The following is a 15,950-nucleotide window of genomic DNA, read 5'->3' on the forward strand; positions in this document are numbered from 1 at the left end:
TTTAGCTCGATGCGTCTGGTTGTTCCAGCGCTTTTAAATAATCATAGATGGCAATCTGTGCACGTACTTTGCGCCTATTACCACGCGGTACATAACGATTACTCAGTTCTTTATCAATATAACGGGCTTTTACCGTGTCGTTGAATAACAGCTCTAAAATATCTAGCACCCGTTGTTTTAATTTCGGATCCAGCAATGAGACCGCGACTTCAATACGGTAATCGATATTACGGGTCATCCAGTCAGCTGAAGAGAGATACACCAGTTTGTCGCCTTTATTCTCGAACACATAGACCCGGTCATGTTCCAAGAAACGGTCAACGATACTGGTGACCTGAATATTATCGCTGATCCCCGGCATATTGGGGATTAACGAGCACATGCCACGTACCAATAATCGGATTTTTACCCCAGCACTGGAGGCGCTATATAACCTATCTACCAGACCTTTATCTACTAAATTATTTATCTTCAGGGTAATACCGGCGCTTTCTCCGGCCTGAGCATGAATAATTTCCTGATCAATCAATTGATACAACATTAAGCGCGAGTTCTGCGGTGACACCATCAGATTATCGAATTTGACCGGGCGATAAGGATTTTCGATAAAGTTAAACACCCGCCGTACTTCATTGGTAATACGGGCATCAGCGGTCAGTAATGAGTAGTCGGTATAGATTCGGGCGGTCTTCTCATTGAAGTTGCCGGTACCGATATGGGCATAGCGCACGATCTCCTCGCCTTCAAGGCGGGAAATCAGGAATAATTTGGCGTGGATCTTCAGACCAGGTGCTGAGAAAATAACGTGTACACCAGCGGCGGTCAGGCTTTTGGCCCAGTGGATATTGGCTTCTTCATCAAAGCGCGCCTGTAACTCTACCACTACCGTGACTTTCTTGCCGTTATGGGCGGCATGGATCATCGATTCTATGATGCGTGAATCCTTGGCGACCCGATAAATATTGATTTTAATCGCTAATACGCTGGGATCGAAAGAGGCTTGACGCAGTAATTCCAATACGTGTTCAAAGGTGTGATAAGGGTAATACAGCAGGACATCTTGTTCACGGATAGCATCAAAGCCATTGCGGAATTTATCAAACCAAATATGGCGCAGGCGCGGCATTGGCCGGTTAACCAGATTGCTTTTGCCCACATTCGGGAAGCTGATAAAGTCTTTGAAGTTATGGTAACGGCCACCTGCAATAACCGAGTCATCATTAGAGATACCCAATTTATTGCGCAGTAATTCCACCATCTCATCGGGCATATCACGTTGGTAAACAAAGCGCACCGGCTCTGCCGTCAGGCGCTGTTTAAGGCTCGACGACATCAGCTCCAGCAGGCTGGATTCCATTTCAGTGACCAAATCATATTCGGCATCACGGGTCATCTTCATGGAGTAGGCGTTTAGCGCATCGTAATCAAAGAAGCCTTTAAAAATCTCATCGAGGCAAAATCTCAATATATTATCAAGTAATATCATTGGCTTGCGGCGACGAGGTGCTTCTGGTGGCAAATTGACAAAACGCGGGACTTTATCTGAAGGAATCTCCAGCAGGGCATAGGCAATTTCCTGCCCGCGGATAATCTCCACCGCTAGATAGGTGTAATCGTCTTTTAAGAACTGCACCAGGTTGGTGTCATGGTTAATCAAGATCGGCGTAATGTGTTGGCGCAGATGCTGTTTAAAATAGATTTTTAGCCAGGCTTGCTGATTTTCGGAAATCTGCCGTTCATTAATCAGGAAGATCTGATTACGCGCCATTTCCAGTAAAAGATCATTATATAACCCATCAAATTCTTGATCGGCTTTCACCACTTTGCTCTGAATTTTTTTCAGCAAATGGCGAGAGGTCACGGCAGAGCCTTGCTCTTCGCTGATCAAAATGCGCCGTTTCAGATCGGCAAATCGGACTTTATAGAATTCGTCCAGATTATTGGAGTAAATGCCAAGAAATCGCATCCGCTCGATGAGTGGATTGCTCTTATCTGCTGCTTCCTGCAATACCCGCTCATTAAAAGATAACCAGCTAAGTTCTTTTTCGATGTAGAGCTTTTCCTGACCCATTGCAACTCCAGTAAGATTATTGTGGGAGTATTTAGTGTCCTCAATCATTATTGCGAAAGTTTGACAAGAAAGTCCAACAGATATCATTAGTTAACTTTGTCCGTTAAACCTTATACCCAATCGATCTTAAGTTGCAGGAAAGCGGCAAGTAACAGACAGATTGGTCAAAGACGGGTTTGAGCAACACACCTGCATTTTGAAAGATGGTGGGTATAAAACATTGTCATGCAAACGCCACAAAAGTGACATAAGATGCTCGGTCATCTGGCGGTATAGATATACGCTTGGATTGATAATAGTAGACGGGGCATGGGGCAATCGAAGAGTATGCAGCGAACAGGCAAAGCAACACCATCAGGGAGAGATAAGCGCCGGGCTGCCATTGATCGTTTAGTGCACATGGCGGTGACGAGTAGTGGCTTGTTAGTGCTGCTGACACTGATGTTGATTTTCGTTTACCTATTGTATGCCGTATTACCGTTGTTTAAACCGGCCTCTATCAGTTTGCATAATCAGTTCGCTGTCACTCGCAGTGCGCCGACGGCCGCGCTGGGTATTGATATTCAAGGGCAGATCGGATATCGCATTGATAATCAAGGCTATGGCTACTTTATTCGGCTCAATGCACTGGGGGCATCCCCAGCAGGTAGTCTGATAAGCGAACAGCGGTTATCGCCCCCACCGGTATCAATCAGCCGTGCAGCCAATGGGCAACCTTTGTATGGCGTTGGCCTGAGCAATGGCCGTCTTACTCTACTGCAACCCGATTTCTCAGCCACACCGCCACGCTGGCAATTTCCGCTGGGTGAACAGCCGCGTTTTATGGATTTGAAAGGCCAACGCTTGCAGCATTTGGTGCTGGCTGAACCGCAACCACAGCAATTTACCATTGCCGCCGTTACCGATGATGGCCGCTTGCTGGCAGGGACGTTTACTGCCCAAGGGCAGCAGGTTACTGAACTGACGGATGTGCCGAAAACGGTCAGTCAACTGTTATTGGCACCTGACGGGCGTTTGCTCTATCTGTTATCCGGCCAGCAGTTATCTATCTATCAATTTGGCCCAGAACTGAAATTGCGTGAAACTGTGTCGTTACTGGATGACCAGCATGCGTCTGATGGGCCATTGACCCTCTCTTTGCTACCAGGTGGCAAGTCGTTGCTGGTGCAAGCGCCGGGCGGCGTAATCAGCCAATGGTTTGATGTGCAGAAAGGGCCGGATAATCAATTTCACTTGACGCGCATACGCAGTTTCACTCCAACAGGTAAGGGCTTATTGACCACGGAGCGCGCGCGTCGGGTCTTTGCCTCATTATCGCCACAAGGCGAGCTATCACTCTTCTCCAGTATCCAGTCAACGCCTTTGCTGCAACATAAATTAGCTGACGGCGTTACCGACGCCGCGTTCTCCCCTTGGGGAGATAGTTTGCTGCTTGAGAATGCTGCCGGTTGGTCTACCTATCAATTGGACAATCGCTATCCAGACATTGGCTGGCGTAGCTTGTGGCAACGGGTGTGGTATGAGAATTACCCTGAGCCAGCCTATGTTTGGCAATCAAGCTCGGCCGAAGAAAGCTATCAGGCTAAATTCAGCTTGGTACCGATTATTTTCGGCACATTAAAGGCGGCCGCCTATGCCATGTTATTCGCCGTTCCATTAGCCTTGGCGGGGGCAATTTATACGGCCTATTTTATGTCGCCAGGTTTGCGGCGAGTGGTTAAACCGGCCATTGAGATGATGGGGGCATTCCCAACCGTGGTTATAGGTTTGATTGCTGGTATTTGGTTGGCTCCGGTAATTGAACATTATCTGACGGGAATTCTGCTACTTCCGCCGCTGTTGGCGCTGGCTATTTTATTGTGTGGCTGGGGGAGTAGTTGTCTGGTGGAAAAGACACAATGGCGGTTACCTGCGGGCTGGGACGTGATTGTGCTGTTGCCGGTTATCCTGCTGACCGGTTGGTTCGCATTATGGTTGGGACCACAACTGGCGCAGTGGGTGCTAGGAGGGCCGTTACATGAGTGGTTGGGTGACAACTACTCTCAACGTAATGCGCTGGTGGTCGGTGTCGCCATGGGGTTTGCTCTGATCCCGGTCATCTTTTCGCTGGCAGAGGATGCACTATTCAGTGTGCCGCCGTCACTCAGCCAAGGCTCATTGGCACTAGGGGCGACCCCGTGGCAGACGTTAACCCGGGTCATTCTGCCCTCAGCCTACGCTGGTATCTTCTCTGCACTGATGATTGGTTTTGGCCGTGCGGTGGGGGAAACCATGATTGTGCTCATGGCGACCGGCAATACACCCATTATTGATGGCAGCATTTTTCAGGGGTTACGGGCGATGGCCGCCAATATCGCTATCGAGATGCCGGAAGCGGTCGTCGGTAGCGGCCACTATCGGGTGCTATTCCTGACCGCACTGGTGCTGTTTTGCTTCACTTTTTTAGTCAATACACTGGCCGAGGCTATTCGTCTGCGGTTGCGTGAACGCTATCAGATGGAGCGGACGGCGTGATGAACATTAAGCCTAATGTGTCTGGCGTGACCAAAAAGTGGTTTGCATCGGGTTCCCCGTGGATCTGGCTAACCGCTAGTGCTGTCAGTATCAGCCTGCTGGCGTTGCTTGGGATCATATTATTGTTGGCAGGCCAAGGGATGCGATATTTCTGGCCCGCCCCGGTCTATCTGTTTGAGCTTAAGCAAACGGCGGCAGGCCCGGTCAAAATGATTGGTGAAATTTATCAACAGCAGACGCTGTCACGTCAGCAATTAGAACAAGCCGGCGTGATGTTACCGTCGCAGGCCGGTGAGACAGTAACCCGCTATTTGATTAAAACCGGTAACCGTGAGATTCAGAGTCAGGATTTCCATCGCCTGCTGGACAGTGATATCCAGCAACGCACTTTGCCTAAAGATCTGCTGGTGCTGGATCGCCAAAACAATGGTACGGCATACGGTTTCCTCGCTGGCATGTTGGATAACGGCCAACCGTTAGTGGGCAATGATTTGGCTCAGGAACTGCAAAAACGTATTCCTGTGATACAAGGTCTGGTCAAGCGCGCGCAGGATATTCAGTTCCGCCAAATGAATATGCTCAATCAACAGTTTGAGGCGTTGCGGTTAGAGAAGAAACGGCTACAAATGAATGGCGACCTTGACAGTAAATCGCAGGACCGTATCGAGGCGGAGTGGGGGGCGCTGCAACGTAGCCATCAAGCCATGATGGAAACATTACGCGAGCTACAAACCGAGCAAAGTCGCTACACGCTGTTATTGCGCGACATGAATGGGCAAATCCACCCACTGTCACTTAGCCAGATTAACCGCGCCTGGTATCCCAATGACATGACTTTCGGGCAAAAACTACATCATTGGGCAGCACAAACTCAGAAATTCCTGACCGATAATCCGCGCAATGCCAATACCGAGGGCGGTGTGTTCCCAGCGATTTTTGGTACGGTACTGATGGTGATATTGATGTCTATCGTGGTCATGCCATTAGGGGTGATTGCTGCGGTGTATTTACATGAATATGCCGGCAAAAACTGGTTGACCCGAATGATCCGTATTTCTGTGGTGAATCTGGCTGGGGTGCCCTCTATTGTTTATGGCGTGTTTGGCCTCGGTTTCTTTGTCTATCTGATTGGTGGATCACTGGATAAACTGTTTTACCCAGAGGCGCTCCCCAACCCGACATTCGGTACCCCTGGCGTTTTATGGGCGGCGTTAACGCTAGCACTGCTGACGTTGCCAGTGGTGATTGTTGCCACCGAAGAGGGGCTATCACGCATTCCGGCCAGCTTGCGGCAAGGCTCGCAAGCGCTGGGAGCCACTAAGGCTGAGACACTGTGGCATATTGTGTTACCGATGGCGGCACCGGCGATGATTACCGGGCTTATTTTGGCGGTGGCACGGGCTGCGGGGGAAACCGCGCCGCTGATGCTGGTAGGGGTGGTGAAATCAGCGCCGCTCTTGCCAGTCGATGGTATCTTCCCGTTCCTGCATTTAGAACGTAAGTTCATGCATTTGAGCTTCCAGATATACGATATGGCATTTCAAAGCCCCAATGTGGAAGCGGCTCGCCCATTAGTCTTTGCCACAGCTCTGCTGCTGGTGATCATTGTGGTCGGCCTTAATTTAGCGGCTATTGGTATTCGCCATCATTTGCGTGAAAAATATCGAGGTTTATTGTTGTGACTGAACTTTTTAACCCGCAGGACGAAATATGGGACTTTTGACGCCAGATTCGCTGCCGCTGCTTGATGTGCAGCAATTGACCGACGAGCAAACAGCGCTGGCGGTCGAAAAGCTCAATTTATTTTATGGTGACAAACAGGTGTTGCACGATATTTCATTTAATGTGCCTAAGCACCGTGTTACTGCGCTGATTGGCCCGTCTGGTTGTGGTAAATCTACCTTATTGCGCTGCTTTAACCGCATGAATGATTTGCTGGATAACTGCCATCTTGAGGGTGAAATCCGGCTAGGTAGTGAAATTATCACCGATAAAACCACTGACGTTGCCGCATTGCGTCGGCGGGTTGGCATGGTGTTTCAGCGGCCCAACCCATTCCCTAAGTCAATTTATGAGAATGTGGTATATGGCCTGCGCTTGCAGGGGATTCGTGACCGTCGGGTGCTTGATGATGCTGTTGAGCGCTCATTGCGGGCCGCAGCATTGTGGCATGAAGTGAAGGACCGGTTGCGGGAAAATGCCTTTCGCCTCTCCAGCGGCCAGCAGCAGCGCTTGGTCATCGCCAGAGCCATTGCTATTGAACCTGAGGTGTTATTGCTCGATGAGCCGACATCCGCTCTGGACCCAATATCCACCCTAACCATCGAAGAGTTGATAACCACACTCAAGCAGCAGTACACCGTGGTACTGGTCACCCATAATATGCAGCAGGCGGCGCGAGTCTCGGATTACACCGCCTTCATTCATCAAGGGAGCCTGGTGGAATATAACGATACCGATGCGTTGTTCACTTCACCGCGTCAGCGCCGGACGGAAGATTATATTACCGGGCGTTACGGTTGAACATTTAGCGCCAGTACAGCAGTTTCTAAGGTGTTTGCTTTATTTATCAATTGCGATTTAAGTTTACACTTTCATGTGCCGCTCGTTATTTAGGTGACTATTGAATGGAAGCGTTAAGTGAAAGAGCTATTGATAACTCAGCCTGATTTTATGGAGACATTTAGTTGTGTCGGCACAGCATGTCGCGAACACTGCTGCAAAGGCCAAAATGTCACGCTTGATAGAAATCGTTATCAAAAATACATTAAAAGCCCTTACGCAGAAATTAAACGTATTGCCATTAACCAGATTTCTGTTACTCAAGCCAGCCTTGCCTCTTGGGCCAATATTCACCCAGATAGTCAGGGGAATTGCCCCTTTCTTGATGAACAACGGTTATGTCAAATTCACAAACATGCCGGCGCTCATGCACTGAGTCACAGTTGCGCAACTTTCCCCCGCGTTGAACATGTTTATAAAAATCAGAAAATTAAAAGTATGTCACTCTCTTGCCCTGAAGTAACCCGGCAGGCGTTATTTTCCGATGACGCGCTAACGTTGCGTTTTTCTACTATCAACCAATATGACTATTACAAAGCACCGGATATTGTTATTGAAGAGCGGTTGGTTAATCGCGCTTGTGCGGCAATTGCAGCCAGCCAGCAACCGAATATTGAAGAAAATCTTTGGGCGATAAATTGTTTATTACATAATTATCAAGCCTGGGATGACGTGAGCAAAATTAAAATGGTTGAGATAGACAACCTGCGCACTGAACTTATCGCCACCATGATGGTGGGGCAAGCAGCCCATGAACTGGCTGCGGCGAAGAGAGAGCCGACTATCGGTGATGAGCGATTAAATTTCTTGGCTGATTTTATTGCACAACTGGCTGATATTCGGGGGCGAAATACACTGGCGGCTTATGCTCAACCGTTGCTGAGCTACGCCACTAATGACCTGATTGAGCAAAATAATAATAAGCAACAATTAAACAATGCATGGCAACAGTATGCATTGCCCTTTTTTACCAAATACCCGTCAGTATGGCGCAATTATTTTCTGTTACGCATTCATCATGACCAATTGGCGATGGGGGATGAGCAAGCGGCGGTTACAGTATTTAATCTACAAGCTATAGATTTCTTCTATTTGAAAGCACTCATTTCAGCCTATGCCAGCCAGCATGGGGAGCTAACCGAAGATGACGTGATTGGTATTATCTATTCTTATCATGCGTGTCGGGAATCCACGGACAGCTCAAGCCAGAAATTTAAACAAGACGTTATGGCTTGGGCGCTAAAAGAAGATTTTTCATTATTATCGTTGTTGGCGTGAAATAGTATTTAACTTAGTGGCGGATTGTGTCGTTTGTTATCTGTAAATTATCAGTAACTAATAGGGATCTATTCAGTGAAGGAATTACAGATTATCCAACCTGAATTCGTTAATAATTTCAGTTGTATTGGGTCAGACTGCCGTGACCACTGTTGCAGTGGTTGGAGTATCAGTCTCGATAAAAACACCTACCGAAAATATAAAAATAGCCAAAACCAAAGTATTAGAAACATAGCAGTTAAGAATATTACAGTTACACGAACAAACCCATCCAATTGGGCTAAAATACGCCTTAAAAGCGATGGCAACTGCCCTTATCTTGACGAGTCTCGTCTGTGTGAAGTACATAAACGCTTGGGGAGCGAGGCGCTTAGTCATACTTGCTCGACATATCCACGCAGTAGCCATAAGTACAAAACAGAACAATTTAATACTTTGACACTTTCCTGCCCAGAGGTTACCCGGTTGGTATTGTTTAATCCGCATGCATTTACTCTGCATGAGGAAACTGTTCAGCAAAAACAGTATTTCAATGACGAAAAAATAAACACCGAGGGGCAATTTATTCACTATTACTGTAACCAAATAGTGACTATGCCGAATGATAATTTTGAAGAGAATATTTATGCGGTTCATGTTTTTATGCACTGCTGTAAAAATATCGATAGCACCGTCGATGACAAATTACAGATGATATTTGAATTATATACCACCATTCGAGCCAAGTTGCAGGCTGGCGATATACGAGAAGAGGTTGCAAAGATCACTTTTAATGCTAACGCACGTTGGCATTTCCTAATGATATATCAAAGGAATACGGTTAGCGCTATGGGTACTAGGGGACATAAAACGCTATTTAATTATATGGCTTTTCTCATTCATCATTTGATGAATGAAGTAGATGTTAACCAGCTAGAAGAACGTATGGCGATGTTAAGCGCTACCTGGAATGACAGAGTTATGCCGTTGCTTAACCAACACCCCCATATTCTACGTAATTTTTTTCAGTATAATTTCTACCATAATCAGTTTGCACTTAGTAAAACTGATGATATTGATAAGGATTTTCATTCCTACGTTATCGATTTTTTTATTATAAAATCAGTTATCAGTGCATTTGTAATACACAATGGCACGTTGAGTGAAGATGATATCATTAATATCGTCTATTCATACAGTATCTTTAAGCTGCACAAGAGTAATGCTCAAAGTATCCTGTTATCTAACATAGATAAAGTCAATGAAAGTGATGATTTTTCTTTACTGAATATGTTGAATTGATATTGGGGCCAACTGAACTGGCCCCAGTGGATTAAGCACTCTTTATCGATGGTGTTTTATATTTTGCCAAATATTGTGGTTGGAAAATGCACATACGAATTACAGTACGGTATTCACCATTGATAAAGAACTCTTGCTTTAATTCACCCTCTATTTCAAAGCCTAATTTTGTATAGATATGGATGGCTTTTTGATTTTCTTTATCAACAATCAGATAAAGTTTGTACAAATTCAGTACCGAAAAACCATATTCCATCGCCAGTCTTGCGGCAGCCCCTGCATGGCCTTGACCCTGATGAGCCGGGTCGATAATTATCTGAAACTCAGCACGGCGGTGAATATGGTTAATTTCAACTAACTCCACCAGACCGACTTTTGTCCCCTGGCTTTCAATAATAAAGCGGCGCTCACTCTGGTCATGAATATGTTTATCATACAGATCAGACAGTTCAACAAAGGCCTCGTAAGGCTCTTCAAACCAATAGCGCATCACGCTGGCATTGTTATCTAACTGGTGAACAAACGGCAAGTCATCCCGTTCCAGTGGGCGTAACCTGACGCTGTTAGTGGTAGACATACATATTCCTCATTGGCGACAGCGGTTGCTGCCCTAAAAATTATACTATTAGCACAAGAGGTAAGCACAGGGGAATTAAAAAAGGCGCTAACCATTAATGGCCGCGCCTTTAATCAATATTTATTAACTTGTTTTATTCAGCCGCGTAGCCTTGGGCAGGTAGGCGTTCACCATCCAGCCAGGCGGCATTATCACGCATAGCAAGACGGCCATCGGTAAACCAACTGACTACCAGCGGATAAATGCTGTGTTCCTGAGTTTGTACTCTTTCGACCACATCCTCTTCGCTATCCTCACTGAAAACCGGTACTTTGGCTTGCAGAATAACCGGGCCGCCGTCCAGCTCTTCAGTAACGAAATGCACTGAGGTGCCATGCTCCGGATCACCGTTTTCCAGTGCCTGACGATGAGTGTGCAGACCGGGGTATTTCGGCAACAGTGACGGATGGATATTTAACATCCGGCCAGCATAGTGCTGAACAAACTCTGCACTGAGAATGCGCATATAACCGGCTAACACCAGTAAGTCAGGCTGATAGTAGTCAATGGCTTGCGCCAATGCCAAATCAAAACTGGCGCGATCCGCATAGGACTTGGCATCCACAGCATGGTGGGGAATACCCGCCAATTCAGCACGTTCCAACCCATAAGCATCAGGGTTATTACTGAACACGGCACTGATGGTGCCTGAAATACGCCCTTGTTGTTGGGCGTCGATCAACGCTTGTAGATTACTGCCCTGGCCGGAGACCAAAACCACTATCTTTTTCATATACCCTTCGTACTTGAAGCTGCGGGGTGTTGGCTGCGCGCATTACTCGGCCCATCCGTGGGCCTCGCCTCGTTGAGGCCGCTGCAAGCAGCGTTGAAATCTGCTCCCGGCAGATTTGTCACCTGAATCACGGACTTGAGTCAGCTCATCGGGATTTTGAAGCTGCAGGCTGAGTCAGCAATGTTATGGATTGATGATGACTTGATCTGCACCGTCAGTCGCCGCCGCAATCACACCGATTTTCCAGGCTTTCTCACCGGATGCGGTCAGTAACTCAACGGCAATATCAGCCAGTTCTGCCGGGAGCGCAACAACCATGCCGACACCACAGTTAAAGGTACGATACATTTCGTGGCGGCTGACATTGCCGGCTTGCTGCAACCAACTAAATACCGCAGGCCACTGCCAGCTAGCTTCGTCGATAACCGCTTGAGTCCCTGCGGGTAATACCCGTGGGATGTTTTCCCAGAAGCCGCCGCCAGTCAGATGAGCAATAGCATGAATATCAAGCTGCTCAATCAGGCTGAGAATGGATTTAACGTAGATTTTGGTCGGTTCCAGCAAATGGTCAGCCAGCGATTTACCATCCAACTGAGTTTGCTCAGGATTGGTGTTGCTGACTTCCAGAATTTTGCGTACCAGTGAATAACCATTGGAATGCGGGCCGCTGGCACCTAAGGCAACCAACGCATCACCCGGTGTCACTTTGCTGCCATCAATGATTTCAGACTTTTCAACTACACCAACGCAGAAACCGGCAACGTCATAATCTTCACCGTGGTACATCCCCGGCATTTCTGCGGTTTCGCCGCCAACCAGTGCACAACCTGATTGTTTACACCCTTCGGCGATACCGGTAATCACACTGGCGGCAGTATCCACATCCAGTTTACCGGTGGCAAAGTAGTCAAGGAAGAACAGCGGTTCAGCACCCTGAACCACCAGGTCATTGACACACATGGCCACTAAATCGATACCAATGGTATCGTGGCGTTTCAGGTCCATCGCCAGGCGCAGCTTAGTGCCTACGCCGTCGGTGCCTGAGACTAAAATAGGTTCACGGTATTTTTGTGGCAAAGCACACAGGGCACCGAACCCGCCCAATCCACCCATCACTTCTGGGCGACGAGTTTGTTTAACCACACCTTTTATGCGATCAACAAGGTCATTACCGGCATCGATATCTACGCCTGCGTCTTTATAGCTGAGAGAGGTTTTGTTGGTCACAGCGAGGTCCCCACGGCGGTTGGCTGTTTGAGCTTATATCCTTCATACTTGAAGCCGCAAGAGGGCTCGCTGCACGAACTTATCCAAATCACTGACTTAGTCAGCTCATCGCAGTTCGCTTGCTGGCAGCCTACCTGCAACGCCAATTACTTTGGCTATAGGAAGAAAACGCGACAATTCTAACAGCGCAGGCAAACGTTTGCGAGTAGCTTATGATATCACGCTGATTTTTAGCTTTCTTGACTTAAGATTGATTTTCTATTGATCTGAATCAGGCTATTCATTGTGGCGTTCAAAAAAAAAGGCGGTATAATCTCGCGATTTTTTTGGCCGTCAACCGCCTAACCAGGAGAAAAATAATGAAGATCGTTGAGGTGAAACACCCGCTAGTAAAACATAAACTTGGTTTGATGCGTGAGAATGATATCAGCACGAAGCGTTTTCGCGAGTTAGCGTCTGAAGTAGGGAGTTTGCTGACTTACGTGGCAACCGCCGATCTGGAAACTGAGAAAGTCACCATTGAGGGTTGGAACGGGCCGGTAGAGATTGAACAGATTAAAGGTAAGAAAATTACGGTGGTGCCGATCCTACGTGCTGGTTTAGGCATGATGGAAGGGGTGTTGGAAAATATACCGAGTGCCCGCATTAGCGTGGTGGGTGTCTATCGTGATGAAGAGACACTAAAACCGGTACCGTATTTCCAGAAACTGGTTGCTGATATCAACGAACGTATGGCGTTGGTTGTTGACCCTATGCTGGCAACCGGTGGTTCGATGATTGCGACTATCGATTTGCTGAAGAAAGCCGGCTGCCAGAGCATTAAAGTGTTGGTATTGGTTGCCGCACCGGAGGGTATCAAAGCGCTAGAAGAAGCGCACCCAGACGTAGAGCTGTATACCGCCGCCATCGATCAGTGCCTGAACGAACACGGTTATATCATTCCAGGTTTGGGTGATGCCGGGGATAAGATTTTCGGAACCAAATAACTGATGATAGCCGACTCGATAGTCGGCTTTTTTTTGAATAACTTTTAGCATAATCATTTTTAAACACACCATTAAGAGGATAGAGAAATGAGCCGTCGCACCATTGGTGTCAGCGAGCGTCCACCGCTGCTCCAGACGATCCCCCTGAGTTTTCAACATTTGTTCGCCATGTTTGGTGCCACCGTTTTAGTTCCTATTCTATTTAAAATTAACCCGGCCACGGTGCTGCTGTTCAACGGTATCGGAACCTTGCTCTATCTGTTTATTTGTAAGGGAAAAATCCCGGCTTACCTCGGCTCAAGTTTTGCGTTTATCTCACCGGTACTGCTGCTATTGCCCTTGGGATACGAAGTTGCCTTGGGTGGTTTTATCATGTGCGGCGTGCTGTTTTGTCTGGTGGCGCTGATTGTGAAAAAAGCCGGAACGGGTTGGCTGAATGTGCTGTTCCCGCCCGCGGCGATGGGGGCGATTGTTGCCGTTATCGGCCTTGAGTTAGCTGGCGTTGCTGCGGGTATGGCCGGATTATTGCCCTCCCAAGGTGTGACAGTAGATTCAACCACTATTATCATTTCAATGGTGACGTTAGGGGTAACCATTCTGGGATCGGTGCTGTTCCGTGGCTTCTTCGCCATTATCCCTATCTTGATCGGTGTGTTGGTCGGTTATGCTTTGTCATTCGTGATGGGGGTGGTTGATTTAACCCCGATTAGTCAGGCCCATTGGTTTGCCTTACCGACGTTTTATACCCCACGTTTTGAATGGTTCGCTATTTTAACCATCTTGCCTGCGGCGCTGGTGGTTATTGCCGAGCATATTGGGCACTTAGTGGTCACGGCGAATATTGTGAAAAAGGATTTGATTCGTGACCCTGGTCTGCATCGCTCGATGTTTGCCAACGGTATTTCGACGGTGATTTCCGGCTTCTTTGGCTCAACCCCCAATACCACGTATGGTGAGAATATCGGTGTTATGGCGATCACTCGTGTTTACAGTACTTGGGTGATAGGTGGCGCGGCGATTCTGGCGATCATGCTGTCTTGTATCGGTAAATTGGCTGCTGCCATTCAAGCGGTGCCAGTACCGGTGATGGGCGGTGTTTCACTACTGCTGTACGGTGTTATTGCCGCATCAGGTATCCGCGTGCTGATCGAGTCAAAAGTTGACTATAACAAAGCACAAAACCTGATCTTAACCTCCGTTATCCTGATCATCGGGGTGAGTGGCGCGAAAGTGAACATCGGCGCAACAGAACTGAAAGGCATGGCTTTAGCAACGGTTGTGGGGATTGGCTTGAGCTTGCTGTTTAAAGTGATCAGTCTGATTCGCCCTGAAGAAGAGATTATTGACGCCCAGGAAGACGAGTCCACACGTTAATATCGGTGCAATAAAAAGTGATATCTGGCCGGGCAGTTATTGTGGGTTCGGCCAGTTTTTCGCTTCAGATCAGGTTTTTATGCTGTTGTTAATTTTTGTGGTAAGCTTGCCACGTTTTCCCGCCCGTTTTGTTGGTTGAGGTGCTTCTGAATACGCCGGCACAGCTTTCACTGCCACTCTATCTTCCCGATGATGAAACTTTTGCCAGTTTTTATCCGGGGGAGAACCCGTCCCTGTTAGCGGCGATCCAGTCCACTGTTCATCAGTCCCACGGCAGTTATATCTATTTTTGGTCGCGCGAAGGCGGTGGCCGGAGCCATCTATTACATGCAGCTTGTGCGGAGTTATCGCAAAAAGGCGAGGCGGTAGGCTATGTCCCGCTCGATAAACGTGCCTATTTTGTACCCGAAGTATTAGATGGTATGGAGCAGTTGGCGCTGGTTTGTATTGATAACATTGAGTGTATCGCGGGCGATGAGCAGTGGGAAATGGCGATCTTTAATCTCTATAACCGCATTGTTGAAACCGGCCGTACCCGTTTATTGATTACCGGTGATCGCCCACCACGGCAATTAAATCTCGGTTTGCCTGATTTAGCTTCACGCTTGGATTGGGGGCAGATCTATAAATTGCAGCCGTTGTCGGATGATGAAAAATTGCAGGCTTTACAGTTACGTGCCAAATTGCGTGGTTTTGAATTACCCGAAGACGTCGGCCGTTTCTTGCTAAAACGGTTGGATCGGGAAATGCGCACACTGTTTATGACCCTGGATCAACTTGATCGGGCCTCTATCACCGCCCAGCGTAAGCTCACCATTCCTTTTGTAAAAGAAACTCTTAGCCTTTAATCCCCTTCCTTTGGCAAGTGGTAGGGGGCGCTGCGTTGGTGACTCGGTCCTTCCATCGGCCTCGCTTCGATACGCAGCGTTCAATCATGGGTTGCAATCAAGTTACGGTAAAATCTCAAGCACCTGCTCAGGCGGGCGGCCGATACGTGCCTGGCCGTTATAAACCACAATTGGGCGCTCGATAAGTTTTGGATTATCGCTCATCGCTTGCAGTAACTGATCCTGAGTCAGTGTCTCATCTGCCAAATTCAGTGTTCGGTAGAGATCTTCTTTGGTGCGCATAAGCTGCCGCGCGTCATGAAAGCCGAGTTGTTGCAGTAACGCTTTTAACCCCGCCACAGACGGTGGATTGTCTAAATATAATATGACCTGTGGCTGAATCCCCTGCTGTTCAACCAGCGCGAGGGTTTCCCGGCTTTTAGAGCAGCGTGGATTATGATAAAACGTGACATCTTTCATG

At 47.7% G+C, this 15,950-nt stretch carries 13 protein-coding genes; 8 read left to right on the forward strand and 5 right to left on the reverse strand.

The window, feature by feature from the left end; translation table 11 throughout:
• Position 1: 1 nt before the first annotated feature.
• A complete protein-coding gene (ppk1, locus tag A6J66_022855) occupies positions 2 to 2,071 on the reverse strand; it encodes a polyphosphate kinase 1 (protein ID PNM26737.1) in 2,070 nt (689 codons plus the stop codon).
• Between the two features lie 327 nt (positions 2,072 to 2,398).
• Between ppk1 and A6J66_022860 the strand changes: the two genes are divergently transcribed.
• The 5 genes from A6J66_022860 to A6J66_022880 all read left to right on the forward strand — a co-directional run bounded on the left by A6J66_022860 (position 2,399) and on the right by A6J66_022880 (position 9,706).
• The gene (locus A6J66_022860; protein ID PNM26738.1) at positions 2,399 to 4,585 is read left to right on the forward strand and encodes a phosphate ABC transporter permease; all 2,187 of its coding nucleotides are present in this window, start codon (positions 2,399 to 2,401) and stop codon (positions 4,583 to 4,585) included.
• Between the two features lie 17 nt (positions 4,586 to 4,602).
• Complete coding sequence (gene pstA / locus A6J66_022865; GenBank protein PNM27136.1) at positions 4,603 to 6,267, forward strand: phosphate ABC transporter, permease protein PstA; 1,665 nt, start codon at positions 4,603 to 4,605, stop codon at positions 6,265 to 6,267.
• A 28-nt stretch (positions 6,268 to 6,295) separates the two neighbouring features.
• On the forward strand, positions 6,296 to 7,108 hold the full coding sequence (gene pstB, locus A6J66_022870; protein ID PNM26739.1) for a phosphate ABC transporter ATP-binding protein: 813 nt from the start codon (positions 6,296 to 6,298) through the stop codon (positions 7,106 to 7,108).
• 117 nt (positions 7,109 to 7,225) lie between these two features.
• Positions 7,226 to 8,425, forward strand: coding sequence for a YkgJ family cysteine cluster protein (locus A6J66_022875; protein PNM26740.1), 1,200 nt, complete (start codon positions 7,226 to 7,228; stop codon positions 8,423 to 8,425).
• Positions 8,426 to 8,500: 75 nt separating this feature from the next.
• A complete protein-coding gene (locus A6J66_022880; GenBank protein ID PNM26741.1) occupies positions 8,501 to 9,706 on the forward strand; it encodes a flagellar protein FliB in 1,206 nt (401 codons plus the stop codon).
• Positions 9,707 to 9,737: 31 nt separating this feature from the next.
• On the opposite strand, the gene A6J66_022885 is transcribed toward A6J66_022880, so the two are convergent.
• The 3 genes from A6J66_022885 to A6J66_022895 all read right to left on the reverse strand — a co-directional run bounded on the left by A6J66_022885 (position 9,738) and on the right by A6J66_022895 (position 12,282).
• Complete coding sequence (locus A6J66_022885) at positions 9,738 to 10,283, reverse strand: GNAT family N-acetyltransferase (GenBank protein ID PNM26742.1); 546 nt, start codon at positions 10,281 to 10,283, stop codon at positions 9,738 to 9,740.
• 133 nt (positions 10,284 to 10,416) lie between these two features.
• A complete protein-coding gene (locus tag A6J66_022890; GenBank protein ID PNM26743.1) occupies positions 10,417 to 11,055 on the reverse strand; it encodes a phosphoribosylglycinamide formyltransferase in 639 nt (212 codons plus the stop codon).
• A 183-nt stretch (positions 11,056 to 11,238) separates the two neighbouring features.
• Positions 11,239 to 12,282, reverse strand: a complete 1,044-nt coding sequence (locus A6J66_022895) for a phosphoribosylformylglycinamidine cyclo-ligase (GenBank protein PNM26744.1) — start codon at positions 12,280 to 12,282, stop codon at positions 11,239 to 11,241.
• A gap of 359 nt (positions 12,283 to 12,641) precedes the next feature.
• Here A6J66_022895 and A6J66_022900 point away from each other — a divergent pair, with 359 nt between their 5' ends.
• From A6J66_022900 to A6J66_022910, 3 genes are all read left to right on the forward strand, one after another.
• The gene (locus A6J66_022900; GenBank protein PNM26745.1) at positions 12,642 to 13,268 is read left to right on the forward strand and encodes a uracil phosphoribosyltransferase; all 627 of its coding nucleotides are present in this window, start codon (positions 12,642 to 12,644) and stop codon (positions 13,266 to 13,268) included.
• 87 nt (positions 13,269 to 13,355) lie between these two features.
• Positions 13,356 to 14,642: a uracil permease gene (locus A6J66_022905; GenBank protein PNM26746.1), complete on the forward strand. Its 1,287-nt coding sequence runs from the start codon at positions 13,356 to 13,358 to the stop codon at positions 14,640 to 14,642.
• A 128-nt stretch (positions 14,643 to 14,770) separates the two neighbouring features.
• A complete protein-coding gene (locus A6J66_022910) occupies positions 14,771 to 15,490 on the forward strand; it encodes a DnaA inactivator Hda (protein PNM26747.1) in 720 nt (239 codons plus the stop codon).
• A gap of 102 nt (positions 15,491 to 15,592) precedes the next feature.
• Here A6J66_022910 and arsC read toward each other — a convergent pair whose 3' ends face one another.
• Positions 15,593 to 15,949 carry an arsenate reductase (glutaredoxin) gene (arsC, locus tag A6J66_022915; protein ID PNM26748.1) on the reverse strand — a complete coding sequence of 119 codons (357 nt, stop codon included), beginning with the start codon at positions 15,947 to 15,949 and terminating at the stop codon, positions 15,593 to 15,595.
• Position 15,950 lies beyond the last annotated feature (1 nt).

It is taken from the genome of Yersinia enterocolitica (assembly GCA_002082245.2).
GTDB lineage: Bacteria > Pseudomonadota > Gammaproteobacteria > Enterobacterales > Enterobacteriaceae > Yersinia > Yersinia enterocolitica_E.

What these genes read in the sequence shown, in the direction of transcription:
- ppk1 (PNM26737.1), bottom strand. Translation starts at nt 2,071, where the DNA reads ATGGGTCAGGAAAAGCTCTACATCGAAAAAGAACTTAGCTGGTTATCT.
- A6J66_022860 (PNM26738.1), top strand. Translation starts at nt 2,399, where the DNA reads ATGCAGCGAACAGGCAAAGCAACACCATCAGGGAGAGATAAGCGCCGG.
- pstB (PNM26739.1), top strand. Translation starts at nt 6,296, where the DNA reads ATGGGACTTTTGACGCCAGATTCGCTGCCGCTGCTTGATGTGCAGCAA.
- A6J66_022885 (PNM26742.1), bottom strand. Translation starts at nt 10,283, where the DNA reads ATGTCTACCACTAACAGCGTCAGGTTACGCCCACTGGAACGGGATGAC.
- A6J66_022890 (PNM26743.1), bottom strand. Translation starts at nt 11,055, where the DNA reads ATGAAAAAGATAGTGGTTTTGGTCTCCGGCCAGGGCAGTAATCTACAA.
- A6J66_022900 (PNM26745.1), top strand. Translation starts at nt 12,642, where the DNA reads ATGAAGATCGTTGAGGTGAAACACCCGCTAGTAAAACATAAACTTGGT.
- A6J66_022905 (PNM26746.1), top strand. Translation starts at nt 13,356, where the DNA reads ATGAGCCGTCGCACCATTGGTGTCAGCGAGCGTCCACCGCTGCTCCAG.
- arsC (PNM26748.1), bottom strand. Translation starts at nt 15,949, where the DNA reads ATGAAAGATGTCACGTTTTATCATAATCCACGCTGCTCTAAAAGCCGG.